Origin of the sequence: Allobosea sp. LjRoot9, from assembly GCF_964252745.1 — a bacterium.
In the GTDB taxonomy this organism is placed as follows: Bacteria; Pseudomonadota; Alphaproteobacteria; order Rhizobiales; family Beijerinckiaceae; genus Allobosea.
The window spans coordinates 1,021,566-1,033,122 of record NZ_CAXUPC020000001.1; the positions used below are offsets into that span (position 1 = coordinate 1,021,566).

The following is an 11,557-nucleotide window of genomic DNA, read 5'->3' on the forward strand; positions in this document are numbered from 1 at the left end:
CAAGGATGGGGACCGTTTCCATGCTGAATTCTATCGCCGTCGATCGTCGCAGCCTGATTGCCGGCGCGACGGTGCTGAGCATCGCCGCCGCGGTCCGGCCGCTATACGCACAAGCGCAGGAGAAACCGATGATCGACGCCCGCACCGCGCTCATCGTCGTCGATGTGCAGAATGATTTCTGCCCTGGCGGCAATCTCGCCGTGACCGGGGGCGATGAGGTCGTCGCGGTGATCAATGCGCTGGGCAAGCGTTTCGAGAGCATCGTCCTGACGCAGGATTGGCATCCCGCCGGCCACTCCTCCTTCGCTACGAGCCATCCCGGCAAGAAGCCCTTCGAACTGATCCAGATGCCTTATGGCCCGCAGGTGCTGTGGCCGGACCATTGCATTCAGGGCAGCAAGGGCGCCGAATTCCGCGCCGATCTCGATCTGCCCCGTGCCCAGACCATCGTCCGGAAAGGCTACCGGCCGGAGATCGACAGCTATTCAGGCTTCGTCGAGGCCGACCGCAAGACGCCGACGGGCCTGGGCGGTTACCTCAAAGAGCGCGGCGTCACGCGCGCTGTCGTCGTCGGCCTCGCCACGGATTTCTGCGTAAGCTGGACGGCGCAGGACGCAGCCAAGGCGGGGCTCGAGACGCAGGTCGTCGAAGAGGCCTGCCGCGCGATCGATCTCAACGGCTCGCTCGCCAAGGCCTGGGCGGATATGGCGGCGTTGGGGATCAAGCGGATCAAAGCGGCGGATTTGCCGGGCTGAAAGCTTTACATGTCGCGCTCACAGCGCCTGCTCGATCTGGTTCAGGTGCTGCGCCGGCATCGCAGGCCGGTCAGCGGCCGCAAGCTCGCCGAGGAAACCGGCATCAGCATCCGCACGCTCTATCGCGATATCGCGACCTTGCAGGGGCAGGGCGCGCCGATCGAGGGTGAGCCCGGCCTCGGCTATGTGCTGCTTCCGGGCTTCATGCTGCCGCCGCTGATGTTCACGGAAGACGAGATCGAGGCGCTGGTGTTGGGTTCGCGCTGGGTCGCGGACCGGGCCGATGAGCGCCTGGGCGCAGCGGCGCGCGACGCCATGGCCAAGATCGCGGCGGTTCTGCCGGCTGATCTGCGTGAGCGCGCTGAGGCTTCGACGCTGCTCGTCGGGCCCGGCGCGGCGATCAGCGAAGGCCGCATCGATCTCGGCCTCATCCGCAAGGCCATTCGCTCCGAGCGCAAGCTCGCCATCCTCTATCGCAATGGCAAGGAGGCGCGCTCGGAGCGCGTGATCTGGCCTTTCGCGCTGAGCTTTTTCGATCATGTCCGGATCGTCGTCGCCTGGTGCGAGTTGCGGCAGGGGTTCCGGCATTTCCGCGCCGACCGCATTACCGAATTGACCGCGCTGGAGATGCGCTATCCACGCCGCAGGCTGGCGCTCCTCAAGGAATGGCGCGAGAGCGAGGGCATCCCACCGCCGGAATAACGGACACTGCCGGAAACTGGCAGCATCGACATCTAGTGTGACGAGGCCTTCCAAGAACAGGAGCCTCCAATGCTGGATGCCAATTTCATCATTCTCTATGTCGACAGCCCGCTCGCGAGCGCCCGCTTCTACGCCGACCTGCTCGGCCGCGAGCCGCTCGATTCGTCTGCGACCTTCGCGATGTTCGCCTTGCCGTCCGGCATCATGCTGGGACTGTGGTCGCGCCACACTGTCGAACCTGCGGCCGGGGCGGCTGGAGGCGGCGCGGAAATCGCCATGACGGTCGCTGATGCCGCAGCTGTGGACGCCGCCCACGCCGATTGGGCGGCGCGGGGGCTTGCCATCCTGCAGGTGCCAACGGATCTCGATTTCGGCCGCACCTTCGTGGCGCTTGATCCCGATGGCCACCGGTTACGGGTCTTCGCGCCGGGGCAGGCGTGAGGAAGTCTCGATGAACGGGCACTGGTTTGCAGTGGCTGCCGCCGAGCATGTCAGGCGCGGCCTGTCCGGCGGATTCATGCAGGTTTGCCACGGCAAGGGTGCACCGTTGCGGCGCATCAAGCCGGGTGACCACGTCGTCTATTATTCGCCGACCGGCACATTCGGTGGCTTGGACCGGCTGCAGGCGTTCACGGCGATTGGGAGGGTGCGGGACAAGGAGCCGTATCGAGCCGATATGGGCAATGGCTTCCAACCTTTCCGACGCGATGTCGATTGGCTGGAGGCACAGGAGGCGCCGATCAGGCCGCTGCTCGACCGATTGCATCTGACCGCAGGGCAGCGAAATTGGGGTTATCAGTTCCGTTTCGGGCTCCTGCGTGCCGAGGTGCATGATTTCGAGATCATCGCCACGGCGATGTCGGCTCACGCGGTAAGCGCAGTTTCGCTGTAGTGCCGTTTCCTTGCAGAGCTCTCCCTATTGCTGGCTAAGCATCGTTCTGTTGCATTACGGGACATGCGAGGCTAATCAGTCCGCGGGGGGGGAGGTAAAGCATGAAGATCATGCTGAGAATTATAACCAAGGATGGCCGAGATGACCTCTACTAAGAATTTTATTTATATGGTTGCCGCGAGTGCTTTCCTGGCCTCTGGCGCATCGGCGCTGGCCCAGACCCAGGCTGACCAGCTCAAGCTCGCCTATCAAGCCGGGCGAAACCAGCTCGGTATTCTAAGCTATTGCAACGACAAGGGCTTCGTCGGCACCGACGTCATCGACATCCAGAAGAAGTTGCTCGGCATGGTGCCGGTTCCCGCCGACAAGAGCGGCGGCGATTCGGCTGAAGCCCAGGGCCGCACCGGCACCATCGCGGCGATGGGCATCCAACAGAATATCGAGACGATCGCCAAGGCGCAGAACGCAACGGCTGAAACCTACTGCAAGCAGATTGGCGCCGTGGTCACGCAGATGGGCGCGGCCCTGCCGAAATAAGGCTTGATCGCCTTCGGTCGAACACGACGACCCCGGCCCCGCGCAACGAGCTAGCGTCGCGGGCCGGGGCATTCATGCGGTTTGTGATCCCGCCAGCCGGCGAACGCCTTGCATTCCCGCGTCATCCCCTGTATGGCGCAGCCCATCCCACATGGGGAGCATCGCTTCATACTCGAAGCGTTCCGGTGACTTGGCAGCTTATGCCTCGTTCATTCGCACCCCAGAGGCTCAACCGGAAGGACGTTTGATACCATGGCTCTGCCAGATTTCTCTATGCGCCAGTTGCTCGAGGCCGGCGCGCATTTCGGCCACCAGTCGCATCGCTGGAACCCGAAAATGTCGCCCTACATCTTCGGCACGCGCAACAACATTCACATCCTCGATCTCTCGCAGTCGGTGCCGATGCTGTCGCGCGCCCTGCAGGCGGTCTCGGACACCGTCGCCCGCGGCGGCCGCGTCCTCTTCGTCGGCACCAAGCGCCAGGCGCAGGATTCGATCGCTGACGCCGCCAAGCGCTCGGCTCAGTACTATGTCAATTCGCGTTGGCTCGGCGGCATGCTGACCAACTGGAAGACCATCTCGGCTTCGATCCAGCGCCTGCGCAAGGTCGATGAGCTCCTCAATGGCGGCGGCACTGGCCTGACCAAGAAAGAGCGCCTGATGCTGGCGCGCGAGCGCGACAAGCTCGAGCGCGCGCTCGGCGGCATCAAGGACATGGGCGGCACGCCCGACATGATCTTCGTGATCGACACCAACAAGGAAGCGCTCGCGATCAAGGAGGCCCAGCGCCTCGGCATTCCGGTCGCCGCGATCATCGACTCGAACAGCGATCCGGACGGCATCACCTTCCCGGTTCCGGCCAATGACGACGCCGGCCGCGCCATCGCGCTCTATTGCGATCTGGTTGCGCGCTCGGCCATCGACGGCATCTCGCGCGCTTCGGGCGACCATGGCATCGATCTCGGCGCCGCCGAGGCTCCGATCGTCGAGGACGTCGTCGCCGAGCCCGCCAACGACGCCGGCCCGACCTTCGAGCTGCTGACCGCGCCGCGCGGCGCGCCGGACGACCTCATGAAGCTTTCCGGCATGGGCCCCGAGCTCGTCCAGAAGCTCAATGATGGCGGTCTGTTCCATTTCTGGCAGTTCGCTGCGATGTCGCCTGCCGATGTGACCAAGGTCGATCACGACCTGAAGCTCGCCGGTCGCATCGAGCGTGACGGCTGGGTCGCCCAGGCGCGCGATCTCGCCGACGCGTGATCTTAATTCCGCGGCGCGTCATCGGCGCGTCGCGAAAGCGCATTCTTCAATGATGCGAGACGAGCGCCGGCGGCCGGAAACGGAGCGTCGGCGTTCTTCCTTCAAGTGATGTTTCGAGACGAATTGCGCGGCTGCCCCCGGTGAGGGCGCAGTCCGCACGACAATAAGGACAAGGCAAATGGCAGCGATCACCGCCGGCATGGTGAAGGAACTCCGCGACAAGACCGGCGCGGGCATGATGGACTGTAAGACCGCGCTCAGCGCCGTCGACGGCGACATCGAGGCCGCGATCGACTGGCTGCGCACCAAGGGCCTCGCCAAGGCCGCCAAGAAGGCCGGCCGCGTCGCTGCCGAAGGTCTCGTCGCTGTTGCGATCGCCGGCCATAGCGGCGTCGTCGTCGAGCTGAACTCGGAGACGGATTTCGTCGCGCGCAACCTCGAATTCCAGGCGCTCGCTCATGGCATTGCCAATGTCGCGCTTGAGCGCGGCGGCGACGTCGATGCGGTGCTCGCCCATCACTATCCCGGCGGCGGCACGGTTTCCGAGGCAGTCGCCAACGCCATCGCCACCATCGGCGAGAACATGACGCTGCGCCGCGTCGCGTCGCTGAAGGTTTCGACCGGCCTGATCGGCTCCTATGTCCATGGAGCGGTCGCCGACGGCCTCGGCAAGATCGGCGTCATCGTCGCGCTGGAATCGACCGGCAACGCCGACGAGCTTGCCGTGCTCGGCCGTCAGCTCGCCATGCATGTCGCGGCGACCAACCCGGTCGCGCTCGATCTTGCTTCGGTCGATCCCGAGGTGCTGGCTCGCGAGAAGGCGATCCTGGCCGAAAAGAACGCCGGCAAGCCCGCTAATGTGCTCGAGAAGATCACCGAGAGCGGCCTGAAGAGCTACGCCAAGGAATATTGCCTGCTCGAGCAGGCCTATATCCATGACGGCTCGAAGTCGGTCGGCCAGGTGCTCAAGGAGATCGAAGGCAAGGTCGGCGCTCCGGTGAAGCTCACCGGCTTCGCGCGCTTTGCGCTTGGCGAAGGCATCGAGAAGGAAGAGCAGGATTTCGCGGCGGAAGTCGCAGCTGCCGGCGGTACGACGGGCTGAAATGCCGGTTGACGATTGAGAAAAAGGCCGCGCCCAGCGCGGCCTTTTTTGTAAGAAGATGGCTGCGGATACGAATCGAGTTCGCGTTAGAGCATCGGCCCGAAAAGTGGGAACCGGTTTTCGGGACAAGCCGATGCAAGATCAAAACCCTACAGCATCAGACCGAATACGATATTCGGTCTGATGCTGTAGCCAGGGAGACGAATCCGTGAGACCTAAACGCGTCCTTGTGAAGCTCTCCGGCGAAGCCCTTGCGGGACAAGCGGGATCTGGCCTCGACGGTCACACGCTGACGGCGCTGGCGGCTGACATTGCACATGCCGCACGCGAAGGCGTCGAGATCGCCATCGTGGTCGGTGGCGGCAATTTCTTTCGCGGCCTGCAGGGCCTGAACAAGGGCTTGGATCGGCCGAGCGCCGATTCCATCGGCATGCTCGGCACGGTGATGAACGCGCTTGCCCTCGAACACGCGATCGAGACCGCTGGCGCCCCGGCGCGCGCGATGTCGGCCGTGCCGATGCCCTCGCTTTGCGAGAGCTATGCGCGCCGCCGCGCCCTCGACCATCTCAGCAACGGCAAGGTGGTGATTCTGGGCGGCGGCACCGGCAACCCCTATTTCACCACCGATACGGGCGCCGCGTTGCGCGCCGCCGAGCTCGATTGCAGCCACCTGCTCAAGGCGACGCAGGTCGATGGTGTCTACACAGCCGATCCCAAGATCGATCCGAAGGCGACACGCTACGACACGCTGACTCATGCCGAGGCGATCAAGCGCGACCTCAAGGTGATGGATACGGCGGCCTTTGCGCTGGCGCGCGATGCCGGCCTCACCATTGTCGTGTTCTCGATCGCCGAGACCGGCGCGCTCGCGGCCGTGCTGCGCGGCGAGGGCAGGGCGACTTACGTCACTCCCTGAGGCTGGGTCGAGGTCCAGCCGGGCTGCCCGCTCAGATGTGTGGGGTCAGAGCATTTCCACGTTTCTCCGAATCGCGGAAATGCTCTACCTCCTTGTTTTAACGAATTTTCTTCACGCGAGCCGGTGTCCACTTCGCTCGAAAATGCCCTAGTAGGTGGCCCAGACGCCCGGACTCATCAGTTCAAGCAAATGGCCATCCGGATCGCGGAGATAGAGGCTTTCTCCGCCGCGTTCCCAGGTCATGCGGCCCTCGATAGTGACGCTGTGCTGCTTCAATCTGGTCTCCCAGACGGGCAATTCTTCGGCGTCGACGGCGAAGCAGATATGCAGTGGCCCCGACCCGTCATGCGGGGGAATGGTTCCGTTGGGCGATGTCTGGCTGCCAAGCGATTCTCCACGCTGGAACAGCAGCAACACGCTCGACCCGCCAATGTCGTAAGCGTACAACGTCTTGGTGCGTAGCATCGCCTCAACTTCAAGAACGTTCTCGTAGAACGCTGCGGCGCGTTCGAGATCGTCGACGTAAAGTGCGGTCTCGATAATGCGATTCAAGCGTGGCATGGCCGACTCCGGTGTCTGGACTCGTTTCAAGGGGGCTCGCCATGGCGAAGCCGAATGAGCGGGCGGTCAACCCCGCCGCGGCCGGAGACCCCGTTCTGGAACTGCGGCGGCGCATGAAATCCTTGACCCTGCGCGGACCCGCCGCCATGGTCGCGCCCGGTTTTGTATAAGCTCTCAAGGTCTTGAAGATAATGGCCCAGACGACATTCGATCTCGCGGACGTGAAGCGCCGCATGCAGAGTTCGCTCCAGTCCTTCAAGGGCGATCTCGCCTCGCTGCGCAGCGGTCGCGCCTCCGCCAACATGCTCGACCCGATCCAGGTCGAGGCCTATGGCGCCCGCACGCCGCTCAGCCAGCTTGCGACCGTCAGCGTGCCGGAAGCCCGCTTGCTCAGCGTTCAGGTCTGGGATCGCAGCATGACCGCGGCTGTTGAAAAGGCGATTCGCGAATCCGATCTCGGCCTCAACCCGCAGACGGAAGGCCAGGTGCTGCGCATCCGTATTCCGGAGCTGAACGAGCAGCGCCGCAAGGAGATGGTCAAGGTCGCCCATAAATATGCCGAGGATGCCAAGATCGCAGTGCGCCATGTCCGCCGCGACGGCATCGACCTGATCAAGAAGCTGGAAAAGGACGGCCATCTCACCAAGGATGACGTGGTCCGGCAATCCGATCAGGTCCAGAAGGTCACCGACCAGCATATCGCCGAGATCGACCAGGCGCTGGCGGCGAAGGAAAAAGAGATTCTGCACGTCTAAGACACGGGTTTCCGAGACGAGGACTGAGATCAAGCCTGCGCGGGAATGCCCCGCGCGACGCTCATCACGGCGCTAGGCCGAACGAGGCATTGGAATGTCAGCAGGCCAGCGTCAGGGGCAGCAGCCCGCAGGCCCCAGCCATGTCGCCATCATCATGGATGGCAATGGGCGTTGGGCGCAGATGCGCGGCCTGCCGCGTCAGGAAGGTCATCGGCGCGGGCTCGAAGCCCTGCGCCGCACGGTCAAGAACGCGGGCGAGCTCGGCATCGCGGTGCTGACGCTTTACAGCTTCTCGACCGAGAACTGGCGCCGGCCCCAGGCCGAAGTCTCCTTCCTCATGGGGCTGCTGAAGCGTTTCGTCGAAAAGGATCTCGCCGAGCTCGACGCGTCCGGGGTAAAGGTCCGCATCATCGGCGGGCGCGAGGACCTTGTCCCGGATCTGCGCCGTCTGGTCGAGCATGCCGAAGCCATTACCTGCAACAATACCGGCATGACGCTCGCCATCGCCTTCAACTATGGCTCGCGCGACGAGATCGTCCGCACGGCCCGCGCGCTGGCCGCCGAGGTTGCGGCCGGCCGCATCGCGGCAAGCGCGATCGACGAGGCCCTGTTCTCAAGCCGCCTGGACACGAGCGATCTGCCCGATCCGGAATTGGTGATCCGCACCTCCGGCGAGACGCGCATCTCGAATTTCCTGCTCTGGCAGGCAGCCTATGCCGAATTCGTCTTCTCGCCGGTGCTCTGGCCAGATTTTGATCGCGCCGCTCTGGAAGACGCGCTCGCCGAGTATCGTCGTCGCGAGCGCCGCTTCGGTGGGGTGTCCGAGCCCGCAGACCGCAATGTGGGGGCAGCGTGAATGAGCCCCGCTCCGATGCCGCGCCGGTCGCCTCCAGCGAACTGAAGCTGCGGGTTGCGTCGGCTCTTGTCCTGGCGGCAGGCATTCTTGCTGCGACGTTTTGGGGCGGCTGGCCCTTCCGGTTGGTCTGGACGCTCGTGGCGGGCCTGGTCGCTTATGAGTGGCTCTCGATCGTCAGTCGCCAGAACGCGGTCGCGGCTGGTATCGGAGTCGTGCTTGCAGGGCTGCTGCTCGGGTTTTCGCCGGCAAGCCAGCCGGCGCTGGCGGGCGTTGCGGCTGCGTTGGCCCTGTGTGGAGCAGTGCTGACGCCCTTGACCCAGAATCGCCTGGCGCTTGAAATCTGCGGTGTCGCCTATGCGCTTGCCTTCGCGCTCATCACGCCGGCCTTGCGCGCGGTTCCCGATCTTGGCCTGGCTCTGATCATCTGGAGCTTCGCAACGGTCTGGTTCACTGACATCGCGGCTTATTTCACCGGCCGCACGCTGGGCGGCCCCAAATTGATGCCGCGTTTCAGCCCGAAGAAAACCTGGTCCGGCGCGATCGGAGGCACGATGGCGGGCACGCTCGGAGGCTATGCGCTCTGGGCGCTGACGCCTCAGGCGGCGACGGTCGTCGGGCCTGGCCTCGCGGTTGCCGCGTCGTTCGCGGCCTCCGTCCTCAGCCAGGCTGGCGATCTCTTCGAGTCCGCCATCAAGCGGCGCTTCGGAGCGAAGGATTCGAGCCGATTGATCCCCGGCCATGGCGGCTTCCTGGATCGTCTGGACGGCTATTGGGCCGTGCTGATCTTCGCTGGCCTGCTGCTCTTCCTGACGCGTCTTTGACGTTGAGAATCGGACGTTGAGAACCTGATGCTTCGCACCGTCACCCTGCTCGGCGCCACGGGCTCGATCGGCCGCTCGACCCGTGAGGTCGTCGCCGAGAATCCCGATCGTCTCGCGATCTCGGCCGTCGTCGGCGGCAAGGACGCCGTGGCGCTCGCCAAGGTCGCCATCGAGACCGGGGCGCGTTTCGCGGCGCTGGCCGACGAGGGAGGCGCGGCGGCGCTGGCGGAAGCCCTGTCGGGCAGCGGCATCGCCCATGGCGCGGGGCGCTCGGCGGTATTCGATGCCGTGGCGATGCCGAGCGATATCGTCGTCAGCGCGATTTCCGGAGCAGCCGGGCTGGAGGCGACTTTTGCGGCACTGACGCCAGGCAGGGTCGTGGCGCTCGCCAACAAGGAAAGCCTCGTTTGCGCCGGAGCCGCCGTCATGGCGCGCGCGCAAGCGGTTGGCGTGCGGATCCTGCCGCTCGATTCCGAACATAACGCTTTGTTCCAAGTCCTTGGCACTGAGCCGATCTCAGCCATCCGCACCATGACGCTGACGGCTTCGGGCGGACCCTTTCGCACCTGGAGCGTCGAGGAAATCGCCGCGGCGCGGCCGGAGCAGGCGCTGGCTCATCCCAACTATGCGATGGGCGCCAAGATCACGATCGATTCCGCCAGCATGATGAACAAGGGGCTGGAGCTGATCGAGGCCTGCTTCCTGTTCGGATTGCGCCATAATCAGCTCGACGTGCTGGTGCATCCACAGCAGATCGTCCACGGGCTCGTAACCTTCCGCGACGGCTCGGTCAGCGCCGGCATGGCCGTGCCCGATATGCGCGTTGCCGCTGCCCATTGCCTGGGTGTGGACGGTCGGCTCGATGCGCCGCCGGCGCGCTTCCTGGACCTTGCGCTGACGGCGCCGCTCGCCTTCGAGCGTCCCGATCTCGTGCGCTTCCCGGCGCTCGGCCTTGCCATGGCGGCGTTGGCACAAGGCGGCGCGATGCCGGCGATCCTCAATGCAGCCAATGAGATAGCCGTCGCGGCTTATCTCGCCGGCGCGATCGGTTTTCCTGGAATCGCCGCATTGGTGGAGGCCGTCTGCAGCCAATCGGCGCCGCAGATGGCGGCTCCGGCAGACGTTGCGGCCGCCCTCGCTATTGACCAAGATGCGAGAAAGCGCGCGCGAGCGCTCTTGTAGTAGGCCCCTTTCGCTGTCACCTAAGGGCGACAGATCGGGAGTTGTTGATGGAATTCGTAGCGACAATCTGGAATGCGGGCAGCTCCCTATTGGGCTATCTCGTGCCGTTTCTGTTCGTCCTCGCCATCGTCGTCTTCATCCATGAGCTTGGGCATTTTCTCGTCGGCCGCTGGTGCGGCGTCGATGTGAAGGTGTTCTCGATCGGCTTCGGCCGCGAGATCTACGGCTTCAACGACAAGCACGGCACGCGCTGGCGCATCTCCCTGATCCCGCTCGGCGGCTATGTGAAGTTCTCCGGTGACGCCGATGCGTCGAGCGCGCCCGACAATGCCGAGGTCGCGCAGATGACGCCGCAGGAGCGGGCGCGTTCCTTCCCGGCGCAGTCGATCGGCGAACGAGCCGCCATCGTCGCGGCCGGGCCGATCGCCAATTTCCTGCTCGCGATCTTCATATTCGCTGCCACCGTGTTCCTGTTCGGCAAGCAGGTGCTGATCCCCAGGGTCGATCAGGTCAGGGCCGACAGCGCTGCCGAACGAGCGGGCTTGCAGGCGGGCGATCTCGTCGTCGCGATCGACGGCCAGCCGATCGGCAGCTTCAACGACATGCAGCGCGTCATCTCGGTACGGCCCAATGAGGTGGTCTCGGTCACCGTCGAGCGCGCCGGTGCCAAGCTGACGATCCCGGTGACGCCTGCCTTGGTCGAGACGACGTCTCCGCTCGGCAAGCAGCGGATCGGAGTCATCGGCGTCGAGGCGTCGCGCAAGGCGGAGGACTGGAAGGTCCAGCGTTTTGGGCCGCTCGAAGCGTTGCGCAATGGCGTCTCCGAGACCTGGTTCGTGGTCGAGCGGACCTATGACTACATCGGCAAATTGGTCAGCGGGCGCGAATCGACGGACCAGCTGTCGGGGCCGATCCGGATCGCCCAGGTTTCCGGTCTGGTGGCGTCGAATGGCGGGTTTCTGGCTTTGATCAACCTGGCGGCGATCCTGTCCGTCTCGATCGGCCTGATGAACCTGCTGCCGGTCCCGATGCTCGATGGCGGGCATCTCATGTTCTACGCGATAGAAACACTTCGCGGCCGCCCGCTCAGTGAACGTGCTCAGGAAATCGGCGCCCGCATCGGGCTCAGCCTCGTCCTGTTACTGATGCTGTTCGTAACCTGGAATGACATCCTGCACGTCCGTTCGCTGCTTTGACCGGATTTTCACGTCCTGCCCGCGT

At 64.5% G+C, this 11,557-nt stretch carries 15 protein-coding genes; 14 read left to right on the forward strand and 1 reads right to left on the reverse strand.

Annotation, left to right across the window (positions count from 1 at the left end):
• The first annotated feature begins 20 nt into the window (after positions 1 to 20).
• From pncA to pyrH, 8 genes are all read left to right on the forward strand, one after another.
• Positions 21 to 755 (forward strand): bifunctional nicotinamidase/pyrazinamidase, encoded by a 735-nt coding sequence (gene pncA / locus ACSQ3P_RS04870; RefSeq protein WP_436164474.1) that lies wholly within the window; start codon positions 21 to 23, stop codon positions 753 to 755.
• A gap of 9 nt (positions 756 to 764) precedes the next feature.
• A complete protein-coding gene (locus ACSQ3P_RS04875; protein ID WP_436164475.1) occupies positions 765 to 1,457 on the forward strand; it encodes a helix-turn-helix transcriptional regulator in 693 nt (230 codons plus the stop codon).
• 69 nt (positions 1,458 to 1,526) lie between these two features.
• The gene (locus ACSQ3P_RS04880) at positions 1,527 to 1,898 is read left to right on the forward strand and encodes a VOC family protein (protein ID WP_436164476.1); all 372 of its coding nucleotides are present in this window, start codon (positions 1,527 to 1,529) and stop codon (positions 1,896 to 1,898) included.
• Positions 1,899 to 1,908: 10 nt separating this feature from the next.
• Positions 1,909 to 2,349 (forward strand): EVE domain-containing protein, encoded by a 441-nt coding sequence (locus ACSQ3P_RS04885; RefSeq protein ID WP_436164477.1) that lies wholly within the window; start codon positions 1,909 to 1,911, stop codon positions 2,347 to 2,349.
• A gap of 132 nt (positions 2,350 to 2,481) precedes the next feature.
• Complete coding sequence (locus tag ACSQ3P_RS04890) at positions 2,482 to 2,886, forward strand: pore-forming ESAT-6 family protein (RefSeq protein WP_436164478.1); 405 nt, start codon at positions 2,482 to 2,484, stop codon at positions 2,884 to 2,886.
• Positions 2,887 to 3,138: 252 nt separating this feature from the next.
• A complete protein-coding gene (locus tag ACSQ3P_RS04895; protein WP_092165776.1) occupies positions 3,139 to 4,143 on the forward strand; it encodes a 30S ribosomal protein S2 in 1,005 nt (334 codons plus the stop codon).
• A 178-nt stretch (positions 4,144 to 4,321) separates the two neighbouring features.
• Positions 4,322 to 5,245, forward strand: coding sequence for a translation elongation factor Ts (gene tsf, locus ACSQ3P_RS04900; protein ID WP_436164479.1), 924 nt, complete (start codon positions 4,322 to 4,324; stop codon positions 5,243 to 5,245).
• Positions 5,246 to 5,453: 208 nt separating this feature from the next.
• Positions 5,454 to 6,161, forward strand: a complete 708-nt coding sequence (gene pyrH / locus ACSQ3P_RS04905; RefSeq protein ID WP_069691669.1) for a UMP kinase — start codon at positions 5,454 to 5,456, stop codon at positions 6,159 to 6,161.
• Between the two features lie 147 nt (positions 6,162 to 6,308).
• Here pyrH and ACSQ3P_RS04910 read toward each other — a convergent pair whose 3' ends face one another.
• Positions 6,309 to 6,722, reverse strand: coding sequence for a VOC family protein (locus ACSQ3P_RS04910; RefSeq protein ID WP_436164480.1), 414 nt, complete (start codon positions 6,720 to 6,722; stop codon positions 6,309 to 6,311).
• A 41-nt stretch (positions 6,723 to 6,763) separates the two neighbouring features.
• Here ACSQ3P_RS04910 and ACSQ3P_RS04915 point away from each other — a divergent pair, with 41 nt between their 5' ends.
• The 6 genes from ACSQ3P_RS04915 to rseP all read left to right on the forward strand — a co-directional run bounded on the left by ACSQ3P_RS04915 (position 6,764) and on the right by rseP (position 11,532).
• Positions 6,764 to 6,892, forward strand: a complete 129-nt coding sequence (locus tag ACSQ3P_RS04915; protein ID WP_436164481.1) for a hypothetical protein — start codon at positions 6,764 to 6,766, stop codon at positions 6,890 to 6,892.
• 21 nt (positions 6,893 to 6,913) lie between these two features.
• Positions 6,914 to 7,477, forward strand: a complete 564-nt coding sequence (gene frr, locus ACSQ3P_RS04920; protein ID WP_092165774.1) for a ribosome recycling factor — start codon at positions 6,914 to 6,916, stop codon at positions 7,475 to 7,477.
• A 94-nt stretch (positions 7,478 to 7,571) separates the two neighbouring features.
• The gene (locus ACSQ3P_RS04925; RefSeq protein ID WP_436164482.1) at positions 7,572 to 8,333 is read left to right on the forward strand and encodes an isoprenyl transferase; all 762 of its coding nucleotides are present in this window, start codon (positions 7,572 to 7,574) and stop codon (positions 8,331 to 8,333) included.
• Complete coding sequence (locus ACSQ3P_RS04930) at positions 8,330 to 9,154, forward strand: phosphatidate cytidylyltransferase (protein ID WP_436164483.1); 825 nt, start codon at positions 8,330 to 8,332, stop codon at positions 9,152 to 9,154. Before ACSQ3P_RS04925 ends, ACSQ3P_RS04930 begins: the two co-directional genes overlap by 4 nt.
• A 27-nt stretch (positions 9,155 to 9,181) precedes the next feature.
• Positions 9,182 to 10,336, forward strand: a complete 1,155-nt coding sequence (dxr, locus tag ACSQ3P_RS04935; protein WP_436164484.1) for a 1-deoxy-D-xylulose-5-phosphate reductoisomerase — start codon at positions 9,182 to 9,184, stop codon at positions 10,334 to 10,336.
• Between the two features lie 47 nt (positions 10,337 to 10,383).
• Positions 10,384 to 11,532, forward strand: a complete 1,149-nt coding sequence (gene rseP, locus ACSQ3P_RS04940; protein ID WP_436164485.1) for an RIP metalloprotease RseP — start codon at positions 10,384 to 10,386, stop codon at positions 11,530 to 11,532.
• The last annotated feature ends 25 nt before the right edge of the window (positions 11,533 to 11,557 follow it).